Genomic DNA, 22675 nt, shown 5'->3' with positions numbered 1-22675 from the left:
AATGAGAAAGGCTGATTTAGTAGTTGGTGTTCAATGGGGTGATGAGGGCAAAGGCAAGATAGTTGATATGCTAGGACTAAACTATGACATGATTTGTCGCTCTCAAGGTGGCCACAACGCTGGTCATACGATCTGGGTCGATGGCGTAAGATACGCACTTCACCTTGTCCCAAGCGGAATTTTGCACAAAAATATCATAAATATCATCGGCAATGGCGTCGTTGTCTCTCCAGAGGTACTCATCACTGAGATGGCGCAGTTTGACAACTTAGAGGGCAGACTTTATATAAGCGACAAAGCACACTTAAATTTAAGCTACCACAGCCAAGTCGATCAAGCAAAAGAGCGCTTAAAAGGTGAAAAAGCGATCGGAACGACTGGCAAAGGCATCGGACCAACATACGCAGACAAGATAAGCAGAAGCGGCCACAGAGTTGGCGAGCTACTTGAGCCAGAGCGCTTGTGCGATGCTTTGATGCATGATTTTGAAACAAATAAACCAGTATTTGACGCTCTTGGCGTAAAGATACCTGAAGAAAATGAGCTACTTGAAGAGCTAAAAAGATATAAAGAGGTGCTTGCTCCATTTATCGCAAACACTACAAATTTAGTTTGGAAAGCGCTTGATGAAGATAAAAAAGTCCTACTTGAAGGCGCTCAGGGCACACTTTTAGACATCGATCACGGCACATATCCTTATGTAACTAGCTCAAATACCATAAGCGCTGGCGCTTGCACAGGCCTTGGACTAAATCCAAAAGAGATAGGCAAGGTCATAGGTGTCATCAAAGCATATACAACTCGCGTAGGGCACGGACCTTTCCCAACTGAAGACAAAGGCACAAATGGCGATAAGATGTGCGAGATCGGTAAAGAATTTGGCACAACAACAGGCCGCCGCAGACGTTGTGGCTGGTTTGACGCAGTAAGCGTAAAATACGCTTCAAGACTTGATGGCGTCGATACTTATGCGCTTATGAAGCTTGACGTGCTTGATGGCTTTGAAGTGGTAAAAATTTGCAAAGCGTATCAATATAACGGCGAGACGATCGACTACGTGCCAACAGACCTTGAAAATGCAACGCCTATCTATGAAGAGCTTGCGGGCTGGGACAGCGTAAAGGGCATCAGCAGATATGAAGACCTGCCAGCAAACGCAAGAGCATATATCGAGCGTATCGAGGAGCTAACTGGCGTGAAGGTCGGCTATATCTCAACAAGCCCTGAAAGAAGCGATACGATCATTAGATGAAAAGTAAATTTACCTCCGTCGTCCGCGTCAAAAAGCAGGAGATGGATAAGGTAGAGGCTAAGCTCGTCGTTGCTAGGCTAAATGTAAGAAATGCTGAAGAAAAAATAGCACTCTTAAGGACCAAGCTCAACGAATTTAGCCTGCCAAAAAGTGGCAACATAGGCGAGCTAAGAGAAAATTTAGAGCTCATAAATATAGCAAGAGCCGAGCTGAGTGCCTGCAAAGAGAGCTTAGAGATAGCAAAAAAAGAGGTCTTGCACTACGAGCACAAATATAAAAATGCAAATTTAGAGTATGAAAAGATGAAGTATCTAGAAAAAGAAGAATTTAAAAAAGAGATAAAACGCATACAAAAGGCTGAAGCGCTTGCTCTTGATGAGTTTGCGGTTATGAAATTTGCAGCCAAAAGCGAGGCGTGATGAGAGCTGTTTTACTCTTTTTTATGGTCGTAAATTTTGCATTTTGCTTTGAAGTGCCGGTTGATTGCACTCAGATCTTTGAAGCTAGAAAAGAGGAAATTTCAAAGGAGCTTGAGGTCATCGACGAGCAGCGCCAAGCCCTAGAGGTCTTTCGAGCAAGCTCGGCTGCAGCTTATGAAGAGAACAACAAAAAGCTCGCCAAAAAAGAGGCTGATCTGAATGCGACGATGAAAGTGATCGAGCAAAAGCGCAAAGAGATCGACGAAGTTGTCGCTAAAAATGAGAAAATTTTAAAAGAGCTTCGCACGATGACGACTGATAAAGTCAATGAATCCTACGCCAAAATGAAAGATGGCGCAGCAGCCGAAGTGCTCTCACAAATGCCTAGATCAAACGCAGCCACCATACTTTACGCCCTTGATGCAAAAAAGATATCAACCATCATGGCTAAGATGGATCCAAAGGTTGCCTCTGAAGTGACTGCGCTACTTCAAAAAGGGCCTCCATTTGTAGATGAAAAAGGCGATATGCCCGCTCCAGCTGGAAGCATAAATATGCAGTAAATTTAATTTACTGCCAATCTAAAAAACTAAATTTAACTGATAAATTTAACCTATTTGCTTACCCGTCTCTTATTTTTGCCCCTGCTCTTGTTGGCTTTAGCGTGCAAAAAGATGAGTTTTGGTTTAAAGAGCTTAGCGGTGTTAGCCTAAGCGCGGATGTAGTGATAAATACCAAAAATGAGAGCCATAAATTTAGTGGCGATCTACTTTTTACGCATAGAGGCATAAGTGTTCCAGCGATACTAAATGCCTCACTCTTTTGGCAAAAGGGTCGAATTTGCATAAATTTTTTGCCTAAATTTAGTGAGAAAAACTTAGTAAATGGTAAAAAGCAGCTTAGCTCGGTTTTGCCATTGCCAAAGAGATTTGTGCTGGAGTTTTTAAGAAATTTTGGTTTAAAAGATAGGGCATTTTATGAATTTAGTGATGATGAAAAGAGCATCATAAAAAGACTTTTTGCTTATGAGTTTGCCCCAGCTGGGACATTTGGCTTTGAAAGAGCTGAAGTTACAAAAGGTGGCGTAAAAACTATATTTTTAGATGAAAATTTAGAGAGCAAAAGCGTAAAAGGGCTTTACTTTATAGGAGAGGTTTTAGATATCACTGGTATGCTTGGTGGATACAACTTGCATCTTGCATTTGCAAGCGCTATAAAGGTAGCTAACGCTTTAAAAAATAGCTAATTAAATAGAAGTGAAATTTAGAGTGGCAGCCAAAACTGCCACTAAATTTACTATTTCTCGCAAGCTCACAAAGTCCCCAAAGCCCAGCCCTGATCTTATAAAATTCTTTATTAGTCTGAACTATCCGTCTTATACTAGCAAACGGGGTTTTGCTACCCCAAGTGCTAACATCAGTTTTATGGTAAAGATCAAAAAGCGTTGCCATGCCACCAAGGCTAGCTAACGCTTCTACTACGCACTTTTTTTGGTTCATTTCTCACTTAGATACTCTTGCAAGCTTTTTACTTCAAGTGCTTTGCCAGTTTGAACTGTGCTTAGCGACTTGGCAGCTGCAAGTGCTGCACGTATAGTTGTAAAGTATGGGATCTTAAATCTAAGCACATTTTGACGTATCTTTTTGCCGTCATCCACGCTTGATTTAGTATCGCTTGTGTTTATAACAAGTGCTATGTCGCCATTTTTTAGTCTATCTTCGACGTTTGGTCTGCCCTCGCTTATCTTATAGACAAACTCGGCCTCCACGCCAGCTTCGCTTAAGTGCTATGTCTATAAATTCTGGCTCCTTTTCGAGACCAACAAAGTCTCTACCTAACGAATTCTAATACAAGCATATTAGTTGGCATATTTTGCTAGCAAATTTATCAAAAATGATAGGTTTTAAATAGTAAAACAAATGCAAATTTATTGAAAACAAGAACTATAAATAGTGATAGATACTTGCGATATAAAATTATAAATTTTTTGTATCTGAGTGAAGTATTTTATAGTAAGTTATAATCAAAATTTTTATGAAAAGTATTGCATTTAAAATGGTATCAGGCTCAAGAGCCTTAATAGATTTTAACTATCAAGCTTCTTTTATAAAACCGACAGCTTCAAGCGGATTTGCAAATATATGCTCGCTAAACTGCCTTAAATCGGACTCTTTACCATATCCACATGTAAGACCAACACCAGTTATAAGAGCAGCCTTAGCAGCTTTTAGATCCATGATGGTATCACCAGCCATAAAGGCATTATCTTTTTCTTTTTCTAGCCTTTTAAGAGCTAAATTTATAGGTTCTGGATCTGGTTTTGGATTTACTACATCATCTCGTCCAACAACCGTTTTTATAAATTTCATAACGCCTAAATGTTCAAGCAAGATGATAGAAAATTTTGATGTCTTCGTCGTAACAACACCAACATCAGCAAACGCACTAGCTTCTTTTAAAGCATCCATAGCATACGGTAAAAGCACAGTCTCGTCTAAATAGATCTTCTCGTAGCAAGCTTTATACTCTTTTACATATTCACCTATTAAATTCTTTTTAGCACCAAGTTTTTCAAACATTATTTCAAGCGGATACCCTACTAGAGATTTTAGTGCATCATGATCAGGCTCTTTCTTGTCGTGAGCTAAAAACGCCACATCAAAGCCTTTTAAAATAGCAGAAGTAGAGTCTATAAGTGTGCCGTCTAAGTCAAAAAGTATAGTTTTTTTCATGATAATCTCCGCAGAAATAAAAAAGGGCTCAGCCGAAGCCAAGCCCTAAAGAAGTAATTTTAAATAATAAAATTATTTATGGAAAGTAGCTTCAACACGTCTGTTTTGAGCGCGACCTTCTTTAGTTTTGTTTGTAGCGATTGGTTTAAGTTCGCCGTAACCAACTGTAGAAATTTTAGCTTTATCTACACCGTAACCAGCAAGAACCTCAGCCACTGCTTTTGCTCTTTTTTCAGATAGTTTTTGGTTGTAAGCTTCTGCACCTACGCTATCAGTGTGACCAGCAAGTACAACTTTATAATCTTGGTGTTCACCCATAAAGTCAGCTACTTTTTTGATCTCAGCTGCATATTTTGGTCCAACTTTGTAGCTATCAAATGCGAAGTTAACATCTAGGTCTCTAAGAACGATAACTTTCTCGCATCCTCTTTCGTCAACAACTACACCAGCTGGAGTGTTAGGGCATTGATCGATATCATTTGGCACACCGTCATTGTCATCATCAAGAACTGGAGCTGGAGCTGCTGCTGGAGCTGCTGGAGCTGCTGCTACAACTGGAGCTGCTTTTGAATCAAGACCGATGCCAAAGCCTAGTGAATAGAATAGGTTGTGATCAGCATGCTCAAATTTGATAGCATCTCTTGCCTCTGCTTTAAGAGCAAATCTATCAGTTACTTGATATCTTAAACCAAGACCATATTGACCAAAACCGCCATCTTCGTTTTTAACAAAAATAGCTGGAACGTCTTCATAACCAGCACCGATTAAACCATATAGGCTAACTGGTCCAAAGTCAACGATATTTTTTACAAGGTTAGCGTGGTATCTAAGAGCTCTACCCTCTCTTACAACGTTACCTGTTCTCTCTTTAAGTTTTTGAGAGTAATCAACACCAAGTTCAACTTGATCAAAGAAGAAATCTTCAAGGTTTCTAGCCGCTCTAATACCAACAAAGTTGTGGTCTTTTACACGTAGATTTCCTTCTGGATGAACACCACCGATAGTTGGAGTGATCTCATAGTTGTATGCTGCGTTAGACGCAAAAACCGCTGTTGCGGCAACCATAGCTAAAGCAATCTTTTTCATAATAGAATTCCTTTCAAATAGGGGTTTTTAATGTTGACTATAATTTTACCTAAATAAAAATAAATCAACTTTAAATTATAACCAAATTCTTAATGTAAATCTGACAATTTACATAACCTAAATTTTGCAAATGCAAAAGCACTTGCAAAAAACCATTAACGTTTAGAGAATTGTGGGCTTCTTCTAGCCTTTCTTCTACCAAATTTCTTACGTTCAACAACACGAGAATCTCTAGTTAGTAAGCCTTTTGGTTTAAGCGCTGCTCTAAAATCAGCATCCATATCAGCTAAAGCACGTGAAATGCCGTGTCTTAAAGCCTCAGCTTGTGCTGAATAACCGCCACCTAAAGTTGTAGCTACTACGTCTATTAAACTCTCTTGTTTTGTTACTAAAAGTGGTTGAATAACTTTAAGCTTGATAGCCTCGTGACCGCCAAGCCAAGTGTTAAGATCCATACCATTTACTACGATTTTACCGCTTCCAGACTTTATCCAAACCTTTGCTACGGCAGTTTTTCTTTTACCAGTTGCATAAACTTTTGCCATAATTATTTTCCTTCTTTTTTAGCTATTTGTGCCGTATGAGGATGCTCACTGCCAGCATAAACTTTTAGTTTTTTTATCATCTCTCTTCCAAGTTTAGTCTTTGGAAGCATGCCACGAACAGCTAGCTTGAAAAGTTTTTCTGGCTTATTTGCTATCAAATCGCCAAATTTCTCGCTCTTTACGCTGCCAAAATATCCTGAGTGTCTGTGATAAAGTTTATCTTCAGCTTTGTTATTACCAGTAAATTCTACTTTAGAAGCATTTATGATGATAACATAGTCGCCACAATCTACGTTTGGCGTGAAGCATGGTTTGTTTTTGCCACGAAGTATAGTTGCTACCTCAGTTAGCAATCTACCAAAGCGCTTACCAGCTGCATCAACTACGATCCAGTCTCGCTTAACTTCGTTTGGCTTTGTTATTTTTGTCATTTTCTTACCTTTGCCAAGTTAATTTTTGAGTTGTGATTGTATTTAAAGAATGCTTTGACAAAGCTTAAATTAAGTAGCGTTTAAACTTCAATATATAAAATTTTGCCTTCAAGTGCATAAAAAATGACGGCGATTATACTATGTTTTTCATAAAATTTAGAAAGCGCATCTTTATACTCTTTTACCTGCTTTTTGTTCTCTTCTATATTTTTATCTGTCGTTTTATAATCAATCACGCAAATTTCACGCTCATTAAAGCAAAAAAGATCCATCTGTTTTAGCTCATTTTTCACTTTAAATGGCTGCTCTTTATAAATTTCTTTTTCTTTTATACACTCTATAAATTTTGGCTCTCTTATAAGCATTTTTGCCCTAGAAAAGACATCTTCAAGTGCTTCAAGTGGTAAAAATTTATGAAATTTATTTAGCATCAAATTTTTAGCTTTTTCTAGTGAAATTTCATCAAATTTCTCGCTCATCTCAAGCAGATAGTGAAACGCCAGACCAAAATATATCGCACTTAAATTTTTACCACTCGTCTTTTGCTCTTTTGCCTCTACCTCTTGCCTCTCTATCTTTAAAATTTCAGGCATTTTTTCATCTTTTTTTAGCTCTTTTTGCTCAGTTTTGCTAGGCAAAATTTTGCCAAAGCTAAATTCTTTTAGATCAAGATAGTCGTTTGCTTCGCTCTTGTCGCTTCTTGTGTAAAATGAAAAAAAGCTTGGGCTGTTTCCGCTTGGTACGGCTTGCTTGATGATGATGAGCGACTTTGTTGCCCTTGTGAAAGCGACGTAAATTTTATTGATATTTTCTTGCTTTTCAAGCTCTTTCATCTGCTCTAAAACGCTTGCATAGTCGCTGTCAAAATTTTCTCTACCTGAAATTTTACTCTTTACGATCCACTCGCCCTTTTCGCTGTATTCGGTTATGAAATTTGAGTCATCACCCCTGCCCTTGCCCATCATGTCGCAAACTATGACGTGAGCAAACTCAAGCCCCTTTGACTTATGCACGGTCATCACTCTCACGCCGTCGCTACTTTTTGGGCTGATTTTAGAGCTAAAGTTTTCAAGGTTAAATATAAAATCACTTAAATTTTTATACCCCACACTTAGCTCAAACAGCCTCAAGATATCGACATCTGCCATACTTATGCCTAAATTTTTAGCTAGGTAAAATAGGCTATTTGTCGCGCTCACTTCTGGCTTTATATTTAGTTTTTTGACATTTGCATTTACTAGCGCTTTTACATTTTTTTCATAAATTTCTTCTTTAAAGAGGCAAAATTTCGCATATTCGATGATCGCAGCAACAAGCGGCGTTCTTTTTAGCTCCAAAGTGCCTTCATTGACGCTTTTGATCCCTGCGCTACTAAGCACTTCTGAGATGAGGCTAATGTCGCTATTTTTCCAGCAAAGCACAGTTATATCGCTTGCATTTACGCCAGCTTTTAAAAGCTCTTTTGCTTGCGAAACGACCGCACCTGCGATATCTTCATCGCTTAGCACACGCAAGTAGCCGTAGTCATCTTTTTCTACTTCAAAATACGCACACTCGCCACTTACCTCGTAGCTTAGCGTCTCATCTTTTTTAGCTGGCTCTTGTGGCTCAAAACTAAGCCCATATCTATGATAAATTTCTTCAAAAACGGCGTTATTAAATTTTACCAAAGCCTTTAAACTGCGGTAGTTGCTTGGCAAATTTTCTATATCTATCTGAGTAAAATCATCTCCAAGTTTATCAAAAAGCTCCTTTTTGCCACCCCTAAATTTATATATGCTCTGCTTCGTGTCGCCCACGTAAAAGAAGCTTCCAAGCCCGTTTTGTCCGTATCCGGAGACGATTTCAGCGATTAATGGCAAGATGATCTCATACTGGATCACGTTTGTATCTTGAAACTCATCGACTAAGAGGTGATTTATCCTGCCATCGAGCCTAAAATAAAGCGCCTCTTTATCCAAATTTTGCACCAAAAGCTTAAAAACCAGCTTGTTTATATCAGCAAAACTTAGTGCATTTATCTCCTTGTTTAGCTCTAAATTTGACGTCTTATAAAGCTTTAATAGCTTGCTAAAGCCACTTAGCCTATACTTTTCGACCTCTAAAATGTAGTTTTTCGCTGCCTCTTTTAGCTCAAAAAAGAGCCTATCAAGCTCAGGAGTATAAATTTTGCTAAAAGTGCGGTAGTCTAGGCTTTCTCTAGCAAAAACCTTACTCTTAAATAGCTCAAATAAATTCTGCTCTCCAAATGTCTTTTTAGCCACATCGCTAGCGCCATTTTGCAAGGCTATATGCTCATTTATCGCCCTTTGCGCCGCCCTTACTTTGCTATCATCTGGATAGCTTGCGCCACTATCTTTTAGCTCGCCGCCAAAGCTTTCATAAAATTTCGCCAAAGTCTGCGAAAAGCTAGCCTCTTTTTGGCTTGAGATGATCATCATTAAGGCAAGCTCACTAAGAAGCTTTTTATCTTTGCTCGCCTCTTTTACAAATTTTTTCCACGCCAGATCTTGCAGGCTATCTTGCACGCTATAGTCTGGACTAAGCCCTAAATTTTGGCTAAATTTTTTCAAAATCCCAGAGAAAAACGCATCAAATGTATAAATTTTTAGCTCACTTTGCAAAAAGACGCCAAGCCTCTCATCTCGCCTTTTTATCGCCTCATCTTGGCTTATATCAAGCTCCGCGCACACCGCTTCAAGCTCGCCCTTTTTGTTTTGCAAGTCCAAAAAAGTAGCGATTATGCGCTCTTTCATCTCGTTTGCTGCTTTTTTTGTAAAAGTTAGAGCGACGATCTCGTTTATATTTTCGCCTCGAAGCACCAAAGCGATGTAGCGAACGCTTAGCGCAAAGGTCTTACCGCTTCCAGCACTTGCTTTTAGGGCTAAAAAATTTTTCATAACTCTCTCCTACAAAGTGTGACATATTCGCAAAATACGCAAGCACCGCTCTTTCTTTCAAAATTTATCTTAGTTTTGTTTATGGTTTTTAGCTTTTCTATCTCGCCGCTTAGATCCTCTACGCTTTTTTTAGGGCATAGTAAGCTAGGCTCGTTTTTTAGAGCATAGTAGGCACTTCGCACCTCGCCGCCGTAAAGTGCTTCGTAAAAGGCAAGCTGGAGCGAATTTACATTTGCTTCGCCCGTTTTGTAATCAAGTATAAGCACGTCGCCGTTTGCGTTTGCATCGATCCTATCGATAAATCCCTTTATCTGCACGCCGCAAAACTCGCTTTGCACCTCTTTTTCGCACTCAAGCACCCTAAAACCGGCCCTTAAACGCTCGTTTTCATAAATTTCATACTCTTTAAATTTATGCGTCCAAATTTCAAACTCAAGTGGCGTAAGATTTTGCTTTGCTAGCATCTCTTTAAAAACGGCTAGATCAAAGGTGTTATTTTGCTTATAAAATTCACTCGTATAGTATTCAAAAAGTGCGCTATGAACGCTATTTCCTTGCTTTGTGCCAAGCTCACTTGCTATAGCTTTTGGCGCATCTATGTGAGCTATCTTTGTGTAGTAGTATTTTCTTGGGCAGGTTAGAAATAAATTTAGTGTCGAAAACGAGAGTGGGTTTGTGAAAAAATCATGTTCTAAAATAACCTCATCATCACTTAAATTTAAGCTCACCTCTCCTTTTAAAAATAGCTTCAAATAGGCCTCGTCGCTAAATTTTTCATCTTTTATCGTTTTGAAATTTTTTAAAAATCTTGAAGGTATGCTCTCTTCATTTACGCAGCAACTTATCGCCACTTTTTTGGCGTTATTTATGAGGCTTTCGTAGTAAAATCTCTGCAAATTTTCACGCTCAATGTAGCTTATAAGCCCAGCTTTTTGCCTCACTTTTGAGTTTAAAAACATCTCGTTTGCGCTTCTTGCTGGGATGAAGTTGTCGTTAAAATCAACTATGATGACGCCATCAAATTTCATCCCGCGGCTCTCTAGCATGCCCATGACGCTGATCTTTCCGCCGCCCACGTCATCGATGCTTAGGCGCGAGATATTTAGCAAGAAAATCTCACTTAGCTGCTTTAGACTAAAGCTAAAATACCTGCATAAATTCTCCATCCTAAAAAGCTCAAGTGCGAGCTTCTCTTCGCACCTTGGCTCATTTTCAAGCACCAAAAGCTCATCTATTAGCTCTTTAAATTTGCTAAATTCACACGCCTCAAAATAGCTAGCCTTAAATTTCTCAAAAAGCTGCTCGCTCACGCCAAATTCGCTTAAAATAAAGCCAAGCTCCTCGTAGCTCTCACACTTACTTTGATCAAAAACTGGGCTTGCCTCTTCGTTGATCGCTCTTGTGATGTAGTAAAGCGCTTCATAAAATTTTGTATTTTTAAAGCTCTCACCCATGGCGTAGTTGAAAATTTTAGCGCTATCATGAAGCCTTAAAATCTCGCTAAAGCCCTCATCTGGCAATATGACTGCGATATTTTCAGGCTTTATACCATCACGCACAAACTCACTAGCCTTTGCCATAGCATAGGCGCACTGCAAGCTTCTTGTGGCGAAATTTCTTACTAAAACTGGCTCAAATTTTGTGATATTTTCTAGGCAAACTAGCTCATTTGTGTTTAAATTTAGCTCATATTTTTTATAGTTTTCAAACTCGCTAATGGCTGAAATTTGCCTTATCTTTTCTATTAGTTTTTTATTAAAAACGCTAGTTTGAAAGATGATCTTTAGCGTTGTTAGTTTTGAAATTTTTTCTAAAATTTCCCACTCAAACTCGCTTAAAATGCCATCAATATGCAGTGAAATTTCACTAAAACTTCTTATGTAAGCTTCATTTATCGAGTAAATTTTTGGCGGGGTTATATCATCATAAAGATCCTCTTTATCAAGCAAGCTCTCATACTCTTTTAAAACCGCTTCAAGTATGCTTAAATGCTCCTCAAAATCAGCGTAAATGTCGTTAAATTTGATCTCATTAATGCTCTTTTTGCTGATAGCTAGCTCTTTAAAAAATGAAAAAAGATAGTCGTTGTTTTTCAAAAACTCAAAAAACTCAGTTGGGATTTTAAGCACCGAGTTTGCCTCTTTGACGCTGGCACAGGCTCTGTTCATAAGCACCAAAGCATAGGTGCTATCGCACTCAAAGCGGCCATTTACAAAAACGGCCTTTTTATAAAACTCAGCGATGCTTAGACTTTTTGGGATTAGCTCGTCATTAAAGCTAGCGTTAAATTCCCTGATCTTACGCGAGTTTGTAAAGACGAAAAGTTGATTTAGATTGCGCATTTTTCTCTCTTAAATTTTTAAAAAATGATAGCCAAAAGCTGATAAAAGAGCGCTTTTTCTCACTTAAGCTAAGCTTTGAAAATTTTTCTAAATTCATTAAAAATTTAAGCCTTAAAGTGCTGGGGGATACAATTTCAAAAAGGAGCAAAAATTCATAAAGAGTTAAACAGATCTGGCTTTTACTACGGCTTTCCCGTCCTACTTGCCACCACAAAAGATCAAAAAGGGCGAGATGATATCACCGTGCTTTCCTCCTCTTGGACGCTAGGAGATAGCGTGGTGCTTGGCATCGGAGTTGATAACAAAGGCTATAAAAATATCCAAAATGGCTCAGACATCACGCTAAATTTATGCGATGAGAGCTTGCTTGAAGCTATAAAAAAGATAGAAAAACTAACAGGCGATGAGGACGTGCCAGAGGAGAAAAGAGCTCTTGGATATAGCTACGAAAGTGATAAATTTAAGGTGGCAAATTTGCACAAAGAGCCAGGTGTAAAGGTAAAAAGCGCGCGCATAAAAGAGTGCAAGATACAGATAGAAACAACCCTAGAAAAGTGCGAGATAAAGGAGTGGTTTTGCATAGTCACTTGCAGGATAGTTGGCATCTTTGTGGATGAAAATTTGTTAAAAGATGAAAAGATAGATACTAAAAATTGGTCGCCTCTAATCTATAAATTTAAAGAATACGTCACAACTGGCAAGCGTTTGGGATTAAATTTTGGTTTTAAAGAGGTTTGATCTGGCGTTTTGGCTGGCTAGAAAGTAAAATTTACGGGTAAATTTATTTGGTTTTGACCTTGGCTAAAAACTTTTGGATGCAAATTTAACCCTGCTATCAAGTCTTAAAAGCTCGCCGCAAGCAGCCTTTGCGCGCTTACAAATCTCTAAAATTTCATTCATTTTCGCTCCTTAATCTATAAAAACCGTGCGCAAGCGTCCCGCTCCCGCAAGCGCGGCATGGCAAATTTTAGCGACGCGTCTACTAAATTTACCTTTAAATTTGACTTGACTATAGCCAAATTCGCCCGAATTTTATGCGAGCGTAAAAATACGTTATAATCGCCAAAATTTATAGAAAGGAAGCAAAATGGGCGGAATAAAAGAGTTTTTAAAACACGAAGCCAGCGGCGGGATTTTGCTGATGATCGCTACGGTCGCGGCGCTACTGTGTCAAAATACGTTTTTGAGCGATTTTTACAACGAATTTTTAAATACCAAATTTACCATGAGCTTCGGCGAATACGGACTAAGCAAACCCCTGATCTTGTGGGTGAACGACGGATTGATGGCGGTATTTTTCTTTCTCATCGGACTCGAGCTAAAGCGCGAGATTTTGGAGGGCGAGCTAAAAAATCCGTCGCAAATCGCGCTGCCTGCCATCGGCGCGGCAGGCGGCCTGATAGTGCCCGCGGTTATCTTCTATCTTTTTACGAAACACGACTCCTTCGCGCTTGGCGGCTGGGCGATACCGACGGCGACGGATATCGCGTTTGCTCTGGGGATTTTGAGCCTACTTGGGCCTCGCGTACCGACTAGTTTAAAAATTTTCCTCATGACGCTAGCGATCGTCGACGACCTTTGCGCGATCGTGATTATCGCGCTATTTTACACGAGCGAGCTTAGTGCCCAAATGCTTGCGGTAGCGAGCGTTTGCCTAGCCGCGCTTTTCGCACTAAACAGACTCGGCGTAAAGAGCAAGGCGGCCTATCTAATCGTAGGCGCGGTGATGTGGGTAGCAGTGCTAAAATCTGGCGTTCACGCCACGCTTGCGGGCGTCGTGGCGGCCTTTTTCATACCGCTTAGCTTTAAAGACGAGCCTGACAAATCTATGCTAAAAAGTATCGAGCACGACCTGCACGGCTGGGTGGCGTTTGGCGTGCTGCCGATATTTGCCTTCGTAAACGCAGGCATCTCGTTGCGAGGCGTCGGACTGGACGAGATTTTGTCTCCAGTCGCGCTAGGCACGGCGCTGGGGCTTTTCATCGGCAAGCAAGTCGGGGTATTTTCTTTTAGCTTTTTAGCGATCAAATTTAAGCTAGCCAAGCTACCAGAAGGGTCAAATTTCATCCAGCTTTACGGCATCGCGGTACTTTGCGGCGTAGGATTTACGATGAGCCTTTTCATTAACAGCCTAGCCTACAACGACACGGACGCCTTTGCCTACGCCGACAAGCTTGCTATCTTGCTAGGTTCGGTAGTTTCGGGCGCCGCCGGGTTTATATTGCTTAAATTTAGCGCCAAAAACCAAAGCGCGCGCATAAAAGAGTGATTTTGCATCGTTACTTGCAAAATAGTTGGCATCTTTGTGGATGAAAATTTGTTAAAAGATGAAAAGCTAGATACTAAAAATTGGTCGCCTCTAATCTATAAATTTAAAGAGTACGTCACGACTAGCAAGCGTTTGGGCTTAAATTTTGGCTTTAAAGAGCTCTGATCTAACATTTAGCGAATTTGCAGGTAAATTTATTTGATTTTGGCTAAAAGAGACTTTAGGTGCAAATTTAACTTACTTTGTAGCGTTAAAATCAAATTTATAATATCTCGTATCTTGCTTGTCGCTTAGCCTTAAAAGTAGCTGCCACCTGCCCTCTTTTAGGCCAACACTCTCGCTTACAAGCTCGTTTTCTTGCCATGAAGCGTTTAATGTTTTGTTGTCTTTGTTTGTTTGTGGACGGGTAAGTAAAATTTCATATCTAAGGCTTGAAATTTCGCCATTTTTTGGTGTTAGGAGAAATTTAAACTTACCCTGCAAACCTTTAAATTCTGGCTCAAATTTAAGGCCAAATTTCTCATCAAACCTAGCCTCGCTCTCTTTTATAAATGTGATGTTTTCATCGACGCTTTGATGACTTTGCATATAAGCGCTATCCATCTCGACTGGGTTGTTGATCGCAACAACGATGGTTGCGGCGCAAGCCAAGATGATAGCAACTATACTAAGCACGATACCGTAAGGCCAAAAGCTCTTTTTAGCCATTTTTTACCTTTTTATAAAAGATGATGAGCACGAAAAATGCGATCAAGCCGTAGATAAAGATTCGCAAGAAATTTAAGGTCGTCTTGTTTGAGCTGCCGATGCCACTTTCTAGCTTTAAATTTAAGCTCTCAGCGATCTGCTCGGCGATATCAGCGTAGCCGTTTAAGATAGCGGCGTTATAGACGTCTTTGCCGTTTTTTGAGACCAAAATGGGGATAATGGTGCCTGATTCTGGATTTACACTTAGAATTTGCTCCTTGTTAAAGAGCTTTGAAGTGTTTGTATCGCTAAAAATTTCAACCTTTTGTTTATCTTTTATGAGCACTAAAAATACAAAAGGCGAGCTTAAATTTTGCTCTTTAAAAAGCGCGTCTAGCTCGCCATCTTTATATACGCCAACTACTAAATTTATGCCGCTTTTTTGATAAAGCTCACTGCCGATCTCATTTAGTTTTTGGCTCACTTTTTGGCTTAAAATTCCATCATCATTGATAACAAAATTTGCACCCCAAGCCAAATTTTGCCACAGCAAAATGATAAAAATGAGTGCAAATTTCTTCAAATTTAACCTACAAATAGGTGATTTGGCGTAAGTACTGACCAGGCACAAATGGCGCCTGCGACGACTATTAGCAGGATAATGGCTTTTTCTATTATGCCTAGCATCGCTACTCCTTTACAATGACGTGTTTAGCGTTATCTACGCTCTTCATCTCGATGCTAGCTGCATCTTTTAGTGAGTAAGGTTTGGTTGCGACCTCTTTTTGCAAGCCGATGCCAACGTATGTAAGCACCGCTAGGATAGAGAGCAAAAGCACCACCGCTATTAAAAAACCGCTAATGCCGTTTAAGGCAAAGATGTTTCTATTTTTATTTTCCATTATTCGCCCTTTGATAGCGATATGACGTACTCGCCAACTGCTTTTTGCTGGATATCATTTAGCCTGCCATCATTAAATTTAGGCATAGTGCCGATCGCTCCTTTTTTGCCACGATTTAGCACATCAGCCACAAAGCTAGCCGAGCCATATTTGCTAAGATCAACTGACATACCATCCATGCCCTTGCCATCTTCGCCGTGGCATGAGGCACAAGCAGCATAAAGCTCTTTGCCAGTGGCTACTAAATTTTCATTTTTAGTGCTTTTTATCGCGCTTATCTCTTTAGCTACGTAAGCTGCGATCGCCTTTGCACCATCAGCATCGGCTAAGCCTGCTGGCATCTCACCCATAGGGTAATCAAGCCCTTTTGAGCCATTTAGTATAGTCTCGACTATACCTTTTTCGCTGCCCCAAATTTGTAAATTTGCAGCCTTGCCGCCTATGCCATCGCCTGTGATGCCGTGACATGCTGAGCACTGCACGAGATATATGCTCTCGCCCATAGCGTGAAGCGTCTCTTTGCTTGGGTTTGCATACTCTTTTTCAAATTTGGCGTTTGCTTCTTTAACCTCTTTGTTATACTCGCCGATTTGTGAGTAAGAATTTAGTGGGTAGCCCAGCAAATAGTACCAGATCGCCCAAACTAGCGCTAGTAAAAAGACAACCGCCCAGCCAAGTGGGACAGGGTTTTTGTACTCACCTATGCCGTCCCAGTTGTGCTCGCTAAGCTCAACGCTCTCATCTTTTTTAACCTTCATCTGCCCCACATACCTACCAGCTACAACGATGGTAAGCACGATGATTAGAGCCGCTCCTATAAGAGCTAGTAAATTTACATTATCTTCTAAATTTAGCCATTGCATACGCTCTCCTTTGTAGCCTTACGCTCTAAAATTTCGCCACCGATCTCATCGTTAAGCGCTAGTTTTGAGTACTTTTCATAGTTTCTTCTACCAGTTTTTTCGCTCTTATAAAGATGAAAAAAATAAGCATACAAAGTGATCGCCAAAAATGCTGTCAAGAAAAAATAGCCATAAGCTTGAAACTCTCTAATGTTCTCCATCTTACGCTCCTACTTTAGGCTATTTAGATAAGCGATCAGTGCTACGATCTGGCGAATTTCACCTTTTTCAAAAGCACTTTTTACCTGCTCATCTTTCATATTTTCAACGATAGCTGCAGCCTCGGCCTTGACATTAGCATTTGTCTGCTCTAGCGTGCCAAGAGCTGGCATATCTTTTTCGTCATAAGGCGTGTTAAAGACCTTTTTAACCGTTAGCGCTTCAGCGTAAGCAGTCTCTATGTCAGCATTTTTCTTAAATAAAAATGGATATGCTGGCATGATCGAGCCTGGCACTACTGAGGCTGGATTTAGCATGTGATTTTCATGCCAGTCAGTCGTTCTATAGTTGCCCACACGCATAAGATCTGGACCTGTTCTTTTTGAGCCCCAAAGGTGCGGACGATCATAGGCAAATTCGCCACTTAGCGAGTACATGCCGTATCTATCAGTCTCAGCTTTAAACGGACGGATCATTTGTGAGTGGCAAGTGTTGCAGCCATTTTGCATATAGACATTTTTGCCAGCTAGCTCTAAAACGGTGTAAGGCTTTGTGCCCTCAAGTGGTCTAGCTCTGTTTGCAAAGTCTGGTAAAATTTCTATAACACCAGCGTAAGCGATGACTATAAAGACGCAAACTGCAAAAAAGAATGGATTTTTTTCTAACCAAGCAAACATCACATCACCTCCGCACTAGCTTTTGCCCCGCCGCCCATTGGCGAAGCGCTTTTTGGCTCTGCTAAGATAGCTTTAGCAGAAGTTGATTTGTAGATGTTATAAGCAAACATCAAGAAGCCAACTAGATAAAGAAGTCCGCCAATAGCCCTTATATAGTAGTATGGGATAAGCACGACTACCGTGTCTATAAACGAGTAGAGTAAATTTCCGTAGCTATCAGTCGCTCTCCACATCATACCTTGCGTGATGCCAGCGATCCACATAGACGCGAAGTATAAGACGATACCTGTTGTTTGTATCCAAAACTGAGCTTCCATTAGCGACTTTGAGTAAATTTCACGCTTAAATACACGCGGTGTCATGTGATAAAGTGCCGCCATGATCATAAAGCCAACCCAGCCAAGAGCGCCGTCGTGAACGTGTCCTGGTACCCAGTCAGTAAAGTGTGCTAGGGCATTTACAGACTTGATAGAAAGGATAGGTCCTTCAAGTGTCGAGAACATATAAAATGTCGAAGCTAGAACCATAAATTTAATAAGCGGACTCTCTCTAAGCTGCGCCCACTCGCCCTTCATCGTAAGAAGGATATTTATCGCTGAACCCCACGAAGGCAGGATCAAAACGATAGAAAAGACTGAGCCCATAGTCTGCATCCAATCAGGCGTAGCAGAGTAAATGAGGTGGTGCCCGCCAGCCCAAAGATAGATGAACATCAGACCCCAAAATGAAAATAGCGATAGTTTATATGAAAATATTGGCTGACCGCTCTCTTTTGGTAAGAAATAATAAATTTGAGCAATGATCGCCACTGTAAAGACGAATGCAACTGCGTTGTGGCCGTACCACCACTGAACCAAAGCGTCGTTTGAGCCAGCGTACATAGAGACAGAGTGTAGCCATGAGCCATATCCGCTAACAAGTCTTGTTGGAACTTCCATATTGTTAAATAGATACAGCATCGCAACGCCAAGAAATGTAGCGATGTAGTACCAAACTGAGATGTAAAGTGTCTTTTCGCGGCGGATACCGATGAGGCCAAATATACTAACGCCCCAAAGCACCCAAACAACGACTACTGCGATATCTAGTGGCCACTCAAGCTCAGCGTACTCCTTAGCTGTGCTCTCGCCCATAAAAAGCGTAACAACAGCTAAAATCATAACAAGCATATATAGCCAAAAGTGAAGCTTGCCGATAAACATCAAAAATGGCGACTCGCTCATCGAGACCTTTAAAACACGCTGTCCGATGTAGTACCAAGTGGCAAAGATGCCTGAGAGCATGAAGCCAAAAATGATGCCATTAGTATGAAGAGGACGCAACCTCCCAAACGCCGAATATTCGCCGGCAATGTAGTTAAGCTCTGGACAGGCCATTTGAAAAGCTATAACTACGCCAACAACCATGCCTATGATACCAAAGAGTATCGTGGCAAACATAAATAGCTTTGCTACACTATAATCATAGTGTAGTAGCTGAGATGGTCGCATAAAATATCCTCCTAGTTAAATTTATATTAATGATTCGTTATTTTAAAGTATAAGAACTATAAAAAAACTTAATTAATATAAATTCTCATTAACTAAGAAAGTCTTCTATCTATTTTGTAACCAAGTCCTGGGACATTTTTTATAAAGTTGTTGCCAACTTTGTCTCTAACGCGCTTAACAAAGGTTCTGATAGCTGCTTCTGTAACGCTCTCGCCAACCCAAACGACGCTTTTGATCTCATCATGAAGCACGAGCGTACCAAGTCTTTTTATCAAAAGTGAGATAAATGCAAGCTCTTTTTTAGTAAGTGAAATTTCAACACCGTCTCTGATAAGTACGCGCTTAATTTTGTTAAAGCTATATCCGTTTGCAACTTGGATGATGTTTGCAGTTTCTATCTTGCTTTTTGCGACATTTTCTATCGTTTTTAAAAGATCATCTGCCATAATAGGTTTTATTAGATACTTATCAACGCCAACATCGATAGCCTTTAATAAAGTCTCTTTTTCGCTATGCGCACTTAGGACGATGACAGGTGTGTCTTTAGAAATTTCCTTGATATATCTTGTCATATCAAGTCCATCACTAATTGGCATAAATACATCTGTAATTACCATATTTGGGTTGTATTTTTTAAATTTTTTCAAACCTTCATCACCATTTTGAGCAGTAAAAACTTTCTCAAAATTGTCACTTAGCACATCGTGCATGATCTTTTTGCTGTCGCTATCGTCTTCGACAAGCAAAACCGTTAGGTTCTTTAAAATTTTATTCATCTATCTCTCCTTTGTGTGGTAACTTTATTAAAAAACAGGCTCCATTATCGCTGTTGCCCGCTGTTATTTCTGCGTTAAATTGATCGATTATTTGCTTTGACATATAAAGTCCTAAGCCAGTGCCTTTGGCATCTTCTTTGGTGGTAAAATATGGCTTAAATATCTCATCTATCACATTTTTATCTATGCCACCACCGTTATCTTCTACGCTTAGGTAAGCAAATTTTTCATCGCTATCAATCTTTATTTTTATATTTTTATCTTCTATCTTTTGTAAATTTAGTGCGTCTTTTGCGTTATTTAGTAAATTTATGATGACTTGCATGAGCCTGTTTTTATGACCATAAATTTTCGAGTCCCCTAACACCTCAAGCTCTATATGAACACCCTCTTTTTTCATCACGCCTTTTACTATTTGTATCGACGCTCTGGCTGCGTCTGCTAGGCTAAATTCTTGAGAAAGTGTGTTTGGATTTAAAAAGGAGCTAAACTCATCAGTAGTTTCTGACATATACTTTATGATCTGCATAGCCCTCTCATAAGAGCCGATAAATTCACTATCTTCGCTACCAGCGAGCTTTTTCATCTTATATAAAACTAAACTTAGCTAATTTAGCGGCTGCTTCCACTGGTGAGTTATATTTGCCATCATCTCGCCCATCATCGCAAGCTTAGCAATCCTTATGCCATCGCTACTTGATAGAAAATTTTCATCCAAATTTAAACTAGGCATTTGCTCTATATCCTAAAAATGATAGATAAAGTCCGTTTAAGATCATTATGCAAGCTGAGAGCTTAAACATGATCTCTTTAAATTTCTCTCTTAATAAGCCAAAAACAAAGCTAGCTAGCAACATCGCTGGCAAGGTGCAAAGCCCGAAGATAAGCATTATCAGGGATGCGTCAGCCACATTTGCGCTTAAAACCCCAAGCGCTAAGAAATAATAGACCACACCACAAGGCAAAAGACCATTTAAAAAGCCAAGTAGCAAGAAATTTGCCAAATTTCTCTTTTGCACGCTTGTTTTTGCCATTTTTACTATAAATTTAAGTGCTTTTTCGCTCTCTACAAATTTTAAAAGCTCACCCCTAAAAAGCAGTGCGATACCAATAAATGCGATCACTAAGCCAACTATGAAAAATATCACGCCCCTTGCTTGCATACCAAAACTAATGGCTGCCCCAAAAGCACCAAACAAAGCTCCCAAAGCCACATAAGCAAAAATTCTAGCTAGGTTATAAAGCGCGCTTAGCATTAAAATTTCACTCTTACTTTTGCCTTTAAAAAATAGAGCTTGCAAGCTCAAAAACCCACTACACATGCCGACACAATGACTAAAGCTGCTAAAGATCGCAACTGAGATAATCACGTAAAGGCTTATGTTTTGCATATTATAAAATTTCTAAAAACTGCTTAAATATATATTTGCTCTCATTAGGACCGCTGCTTGCTTCTGGGTGATGTTGCACCGAGAAGATCGGATAGTCCTTGTATCTTACACCCTCGATCGTGTTGTCAAACAAATTTCTATGTGTAACAACCGCTACTTCAGCGATGCTCTCTGGCACGTTGTAGTTGTGATTTTGCGTTGTTATCTCGATCGCTTTTGTCTCTAAATTTAAGACTGGGTGGTTTGCTCCATGCTGGCCAAATTTAAGTTTATATGTCTCGTATCCAAAGGCATTTGAAAGCAGCTGATGTCCAAGGCATATGCCAAATATAGGGATTTTTGCCTCTATCATTTTTTTGATCTCAGCTATTTCAGCCTTTAAATTTTTTGGTTCACCTGGACCATTTGATAAAAATACCCCGTTTATCTCGCCATTTTTAAATTTATCTATCAAAACTTCAGCCTTAGTATCGTGTGGCACGACGATGACCTCAAGGCCAGTTTCGCATAGCTCATTTAGGATGTTTCTCTTTACGCCAAAGTCAAAAACAGCTATCTTTTTACCGATACTTTTTAGTGGCTTATATGACTTTAAATTTCTATCCCAAGCGCCTTTTTTATGCTCATACTCGTCCATAGCGCTGACTGTTTTTACATAGTTTATGTTTTCTATGCGTCCGCTACTTTCAAGCCTGCGTTTTAGCTCGTCTTTATCGCTTATCTGCGTTGAGATATAAGCCATCAAAGCGCCTTCGTCGCGTAGCATCTTTGTCAAATATCTAGTATCAACGTCATAAACGCCAAATTTGCCCTGCTCTTCAAAAAATTTGCCTAAAGATTTTTGCGAGCGGTAGTTTGAGGGAATTTCGTTATAGCTTCTCATTATGACGCCACTAGCATGAATTCTAAGGCTCTCCATATCATCTTCGTTTATGCCAACAATGCCGATCTCTGGCATAGTAAAGACGATAAACTGACCAGCATAGCTTGGATCGCTCATGATCTCTTCATAGCCAGTCATTGAGGTATTAAAAACGAGCTCGCCTGCACACTCGCCGTGAGCACCAAAGGCTTTCGCCTCTAAAAAAACGCCGTTTTCAATGTAGATATAAGCTTTCATTAAAGCATTCCTCTTTTTTTAAGCTCATCTTGATACAAACGCTCAAAAATCAGGTCGTATTCGTCAGTTCCAGGGATAAGTTTGCGTTTGTAGTTTTGCATCATCTCATAGACGCTATCTTCTATCTTCTCATAGCTTTTTAGATACTCATCTATCGAGCTATAAATGACATTTTTCACGCGGTTTTCTGATACGTTATACTCGACCAAATCGCTCTTCCAGATAGCTTCAAGTATCTTGTGGGCGACATTGCTAAATCTATCTTCATGAGTTAAAATGACGTCAAATTCGCCAGCAAGTTTCTTTTTGACGAGCCAAAACATATTTTTGCGGTCGATTTGCATAGTCTGCATCTCGTCCTCGTTTTTCTCTAAAAGCTCATTTACTCGCTCATCCAGCGCTCTTTCTTTTTGAACGTCAGTAGTTAAAATTTCACTTGCTTTTGCTACGATTGGCTCGATACCTTTGTTTAACTTTACAAAACCACAGTTTAAAAGATCTATTGCTATTTTATGTGATACATAAGGTACGTGTGGAAGTTTTATACGCATTTTAAACCTTTAAATTTTTATGCCATTGTAACTAAATAAAGGTA

General features: G+C 39.8%; 27 protein-coding genes and 1 pseudogene. 7 read left to right on the top strand and 21 right to left on the bottom strand.

From position 1 onward, the window contains the following. Position 1: 1 nt before the first annotated feature. The 4 genes from CVT07_RS01400 to CVT07_RS01385 are packed head-to-tail and all read left to right on the top strand — an operon-like array spanning position 2 to position 2917. Positions 2 to 1252, top strand: a complete 1251-nt coding sequence (locus tag CVT07_RS01400) for an adenylosuccinate synthase (protein WP_012140419.1) — start codon at positions 2 to 4, stop codon at positions 1250 to 1252. Further along, positions 1249 to 1671, top strand: a complete 423-nt coding sequence (locus CVT07_RS01395; protein WP_107935589.1) for a flagellar export protein FliJ — start codon at positions 1249 to 1251, stop codon at positions 1669 to 1671. The genes CVT07_RS01400 and CVT07_RS01395 overlap by 4 nt, the downstream gene beginning before the upstream one ends. Next, positions 1671 to 2234, top strand: a complete 564-nt coding sequence (locus CVT07_RS01390) for a MotE family protein (protein WP_107935587.1) — start codon at positions 1671 to 1673, stop codon at positions 2232 to 2234. The genes CVT07_RS01395 and CVT07_RS01390 overlap by 1 nt, the downstream gene beginning before the upstream one ends. Before the next feature lie 5 nt (positions 2235 to 2239). Next, positions 2240 to 2917 carry an NAD(P)/FAD-dependent oxidoreductase gene (locus CVT07_RS01385; RefSeq protein ID WP_430748112.1) on the top strand — a complete coding sequence of 226 codons (678 nt, stop codon included), beginning with the start codon at positions 2240 to 2242 and terminating at the stop codon, positions 2915 to 2917. Here the strand turns inward: CVT07_RS01385 and CVT07_RS01380 are convergent. From CVT07_RS01380 to CVT07_RS01345, 8 genes and pseudogenes are all read right to left on the bottom strand, one after another. Next, complete coding sequence (locus CVT07_RS01380) at positions 2895 to 3170, bottom strand: hypothetical protein (RefSeq protein ID WP_230855718.1); 276 nt, start codon at positions 3168 to 3170, stop codon at positions 2895 to 2897. The genes CVT07_RS01385 and CVT07_RS01380 overlap by 23 nt on opposite strands. Continuing rightward, a pseudogene (locus tag CVT07_RS01375) lies at positions 3167 to 3454 on the bottom strand (hypothetical protein); the annotation flags it as partial. The gene CVT07_RS01380 and the pseudogene CVT07_RS01375, both read right to left, overlap by 4 nt. Positions 3455 to 3764: 310 nt before the next feature. After that, positions 3765 to 4403, bottom strand: coding sequence for an HAD family hydrolase (locus CVT07_RS01370; protein ID WP_107935583.1), 639 nt, complete (start codon positions 4401 to 4403; stop codon positions 3765 to 3767). A 72-nt stretch (positions 4404 to 4475) separates the two neighbouring features. After that, complete coding sequence (locus CVT07_RS01365) at positions 4476 to 5489, bottom strand: OmpA family protein (RefSeq protein ID WP_103597987.1); 1014 nt, start codon at positions 5487 to 5489, stop codon at positions 4476 to 4478. Positions 5490 to 5644: 155 nt separating this feature from the next. After that, a complete protein-coding gene (gene rpsI, locus CVT07_RS01360; RefSeq protein ID WP_002939337.1) occupies positions 5645 to 6034 on the bottom strand; it encodes a 30S ribosomal protein S9 in 390 nt (129 codons plus the stop codon). Positions 6035 to 6036: 2 nt separating this feature from the next. Continuing rightward, a complete protein-coding gene (gene rplM, locus CVT07_RS01355) occupies positions 6037 to 6465 on the bottom strand; it encodes a 50S ribosomal protein L13 (protein ID WP_002939292.1) in 429 nt (142 codons plus the stop codon). 80 nt (positions 6466 to 6545) lie between these two features. After that, positions 6546 to 9365 (bottom strand): RecB-like helicase, encoded by a 2820-nt coding sequence (locus tag CVT07_RS01350; RefSeq protein ID WP_107935581.1) that lies wholly within the window; start codon positions 9363 to 9365, stop codon positions 6546 to 6548. Continuing rightward, positions 9362 to 11707, bottom strand: a complete 2346-nt coding sequence (locus tag CVT07_RS01345; RefSeq protein WP_107935579.1) for a PD-(D/E)XK nuclease family protein — start codon at positions 11705 to 11707, stop codon at positions 9362 to 9364. The genes CVT07_RS01350 and CVT07_RS01345 overlap by 4 nt, the downstream gene beginning before the upstream one ends. A gap of 126 nt (positions 11708 to 11833) precedes the next feature. Here CVT07_RS01345 and CVT07_RS01340 point away from each other — a divergent pair, with 126 nt between their 5' ends. From CVT07_RS01340 to CVT07_RS10245, 3 genes are all read left to right on the top strand, one after another. Continuing rightward, a complete protein-coding gene (locus CVT07_RS01340; protein ID WP_430748111.1) occupies positions 11834 to 12445 on the top strand; it encodes a flavin reductase in 612 nt (203 codons plus the stop codon). Between the two features lie 349 nt (positions 12446 to 12794). Further along, positions 12795 to 13976 carry a Na+/H+ antiporter NhaA gene (nhaA, locus tag CVT07_RS01335; RefSeq protein WP_107935575.1) on the top strand — a complete coding sequence of 394 codons (1182 nt, stop codon included), beginning with the start codon at positions 12795 to 12797 and terminating at the stop codon, positions 13974 to 13976. Positions 13977 to 14012: 36 nt separating this feature from the next. Further along, on the top strand, positions 14013 to 14141 hold the full coding sequence (locus CVT07_RS10245; protein ID WP_269059564.1) for a hypothetical protein: 129 nt from the start codon (positions 14013 to 14015) through the stop codon (positions 14139 to 14141). A 72-nt stretch (positions 14142 to 14213) separates the two neighbouring features. On the opposite strand, the gene CVT07_RS01330 is transcribed toward CVT07_RS10245, so the two are convergent. The 13 genes from CVT07_RS01330 to CVT07_RS01275 form a co-directional block, all read right to left on the bottom strand. Beyond that, positions 14214 to 14684: a FixH family protein gene (locus CVT07_RS01330; RefSeq protein ID WP_103597983.1), complete on the bottom strand. Its 471-nt coding sequence runs from the start codon at positions 14682 to 14684 to the stop codon at positions 14214 to 14216. After that, positions 14677 to 15246 (bottom strand): hypothetical protein, encoded by a 570-nt coding sequence (locus CVT07_RS01325; protein ID WP_103597982.1) that lies wholly within the window; start codon positions 15244 to 15246, stop codon positions 14677 to 14679. Before CVT07_RS01325 ends, CVT07_RS01330 begins: the two co-directional genes overlap by 8 nt. A gap of 106 nt (positions 15247 to 15352) precedes the next feature. Continuing rightward, the gene (locus CVT07_RS01320; protein WP_021084770.1) at positions 15353 to 15565 is read right to left on the bottom strand and encodes a DUF4006 family protein; all 213 of its coding nucleotides are present in this window, start codon (positions 15563 to 15565) and stop codon (positions 15353 to 15355) included. Then, positions 15565 to 16428 (bottom strand): cbb3-type cytochrome c oxidase N-terminal domain-containing protein, encoded by an 864-nt coding sequence (locus CVT07_RS01315; RefSeq protein WP_103597981.1) that lies wholly within the window; start codon positions 16426 to 16428, stop codon positions 15565 to 15567. The genes CVT07_RS01320 and CVT07_RS01315 overlap by 1 nt, the downstream gene beginning before the upstream one ends. Further along, entirely contained in the window at positions 16416 to 16628 is a 213-nt protein-coding gene (locus CVT07_RS01310) for a cytochrome c oxidase, cbb3-type, CcoQ subunit (protein WP_002939259.1), read from the bottom strand. The genes CVT07_RS01315 and CVT07_RS01310 overlap by 13 nt, the downstream gene beginning before the upstream one ends. 9 nt (positions 16629 to 16637) lie before the next feature. After that, on the bottom strand, positions 16638 to 17303 hold the full coding sequence (ccoO, locus tag CVT07_RS01305) for a cytochrome-c oxidase, cbb3-type subunit II (protein ID WP_107935574.1): 666 nt from the start codon (positions 17301 to 17303) through the stop codon (positions 16638 to 16640). Beyond that, positions 17303 to 18793: a cytochrome-c oxidase, cbb3-type subunit I gene (ccoN, locus tag CVT07_RS01300; protein ID WP_009294848.1), complete on the bottom strand. Its 1491-nt coding sequence runs from the start codon at positions 18791 to 18793 to the stop codon at positions 17303 to 17305. Before ccoN ends, ccoO begins: the two co-directional genes overlap by 1 nt. A 92-nt stretch (positions 18794 to 18885) precedes the next feature. Continuing rightward, positions 18886 to 19569 carry a response regulator transcription factor gene (locus CVT07_RS01295; protein ID WP_012001191.1) on the bottom strand — a complete coding sequence of 228 codons (684 nt, stop codon included), beginning with the start codon at positions 19567 to 19569 and terminating at the stop codon, positions 18886 to 18888. Continuing rightward, entirely contained in the window at positions 19562 to 20155 is a 594-nt protein-coding gene (locus CVT07_RS01290; protein ID WP_196375746.1) for a sensor histidine kinase, read from the bottom strand. Before CVT07_RS01290 ends, CVT07_RS01295 begins: the two co-directional genes overlap by 8 nt. Positions 20156 to 20176: 21 nt before the next feature. Continuing rightward, positions 20177 to 20302, bottom strand: coding sequence for a hypothetical protein (locus CVT07_RS10240; RefSeq protein ID WP_269059563.1), 126 nt, complete (start codon positions 20300 to 20302; stop codon positions 20177 to 20179). Beyond that, complete coding sequence (locus tag CVT07_RS01285) at positions 20295 to 20960, bottom strand: sulfite exporter TauE/SafE family protein (RefSeq protein ID WP_230855716.1); 666 nt, start codon at positions 20958 to 20960, stop codon at positions 20295 to 20297. The genes CVT07_RS10240 and CVT07_RS01285 overlap by 8 nt, the downstream gene beginning before the upstream one ends. Before the next feature lies 1 nt (position 20961). Then, positions 20962 to 22080: a glutamine-hydrolyzing carbamoyl-phosphate synthase small subunit gene (carA, locus tag CVT07_RS01280; protein WP_021092889.1), complete on the bottom strand. Its 1119-nt coding sequence runs from the start codon at positions 22078 to 22080 to the stop codon at positions 20962 to 20964. Further along, positions 22080 to 22631: a DUF507 family protein gene (locus tag CVT07_RS01275; protein WP_002939254.1), complete on the bottom strand. Its 552-nt coding sequence runs from the start codon at positions 22629 to 22631 to the stop codon at positions 22080 to 22082. The genes carA and CVT07_RS01275 overlap by 1 nt, the downstream gene beginning before the upstream one ends. Between the last annotated feature and the right edge of the window lie 44 nt (positions 22632 to 22675).

This window comes from Campylobacter concisus (genome assembly GCF_003048875.2).
In the GTDB taxonomy this organism is placed as follows: domain Bacteria; phylum Campylobacterota; class Campylobacteria; order Campylobacterales; family Campylobacteraceae; genus Campylobacter_A; species Campylobacter_A concisus_AU.
Note: the sequence above shows the minus strand (reverse complement) of the source record. Positions and strands in the feature narration are given on the sequence as shown.

Bases quoted from the DNA above. Each gene is read 5' to 3' on its own strand.
- CVT07_RS01345 (WP_107935579.1), bottom strand. From the start codon at position 11,707: ATGCGCAATCTAAATCAACTTTTCGTCTTTACAAACTCGCGTAAGATC.
- CVT07_RS01310 (WP_002939259.1), bottom strand. From the start codon at position 16,628: ATGGAGAACATTAGAGAGTTTCAAGCTTATGGCTATTTTTTCTTGACA.
- nhaA (WP_107935575.1), top strand. From the start codon at position 12,795: ATGGGCGGAATAAAAGAGTTTTTAAAACACGAAGCCAGCGGCGGGATT.
- CVT07_RS01275 (WP_002939254.1), bottom strand. From the start codon at position 22,631: ATGCGTATAAAACTTCCACACGTACCTTATGTATCACATAAAATAGCA.
- CVT07_RS01365 (WP_103597987.1), bottom strand. From the start codon at position 5,489: ATGAAAAAGATTGCTTTAGCTATGGTTGCCGCAACAGCGGTTTTTGCG.
- ccoO (WP_107935574.1), bottom strand. From the start codon at position 17,303: ATGTTTGCTTGGTTAGAAAAAAATCCATTCTTTTTTGCAGTTTGCGTC.
- CVT07_RS01330 (WP_103597983.1), bottom strand. From the start codon at position 14,684: ATGGCTAAAAAGAGCTTTTGGCCTTACGGTATCGTGCTTAGTATAGTT.
- CVT07_RS01290 (WP_196375746.1), bottom strand. From the start codon at position 20,155: ATGAAAAAGCTCGCTGGTAGCGAAGATAGTGAATTTATCGGCTCTTAT.
- CVT07_RS01295 (WP_012001191.1), bottom strand. From the start codon at position 19,569: ATGAATAAAATTTTAAAGAACCTAACGGTTTTGCTTGTCGAAGACGAT.
- carA (WP_021092889.1), bottom strand. From the start codon at position 22,080: ATGAAAGCTTATATCTACATTGAAAACGGCGTTTTTTTAGAGGCGAAA.
- rpsI (WP_002939337.1), bottom strand. From the start codon at position 6,034: ATGGCAAAAGTTTATGCAACTGGTAAAAGAAAAACTGCCGTAGCAAAG.
- rplM (WP_002939292.1), bottom strand. From the start codon at position 6,465: ATGACAAAAATAACAAAGCCAAACGAAGTTAAGCGAGACTGGATCGTA.
- ccoN (WP_009294848.1), bottom strand. From the start codon at position 18,793: ATGCGACCATCTCAGCTACTACACTATGATTATAGTGTAGCAAAGCTA.
- CVT07_RS01400 (WP_012140419.1), top strand. From the start codon at position 2: ATGAGAAAGGCTGATTTAGTAGTTGGTGTTCAATGGGGTGATGAGGGC.
- CVT07_RS01350 (WP_107935581.1), bottom strand. From the start codon at position 9,365: ATGAAAAATTTTTTAGCCCTAAAAGCAAGTGCTGGAAGCGGTAAGACC.
- CVT07_RS01285 (WP_230855716.1), bottom strand. From the start codon at position 20,960: ATGCAAAACATAAGCCTTTACGTGATTATCTCAGTTGCGATCTTTAGC.
- CVT07_RS01390 (WP_107935587.1), top strand. From the start codon at position 1,671: ATGAGAGCTGTTTTACTCTTTTTTATGGTCGTAAATTTTGCATTTTGC.
- CVT07_RS01395 (WP_107935589.1), top strand. From the start codon at position 1,249: ATGAAAAGTAAATTTACCTCCGTCGTCCGCGTCAAAAAGCAGGAGATG.
- CVT07_RS10240 (WP_269059563.1), bottom strand. From the start codon at position 20,302: ATGCCTAGTTTAAATTTGGATGAAAATTTTCTATCAAGTAGCGATGGC.
- CVT07_RS01380 (WP_230855718.1), bottom strand. From the start codon at position 3,170: ATGAACCAAAAAAAGTGCGTAGTAGAAGCGTTAGCTAGCCTTGGTGGC.
- CVT07_RS01370 (WP_107935583.1), bottom strand. From the start codon at position 4,403: ATGAAAAAAACTATACTTTTTGACTTAGACGGCACACTTATAGACTCT.
- CVT07_RS01320 (WP_021084770.1), bottom strand. From the start codon at position 15,565: ATGGAAAATAAAAATAGAAACATCTTTGCCTTAAACGGCATTAGCGGT.
- CVT07_RS01315 (WP_103597981.1), bottom strand. From the start codon at position 16,428: ATGCAATGGCTAAATTTAGAAGATAATGTAAATTTACTAGCTCTTATA.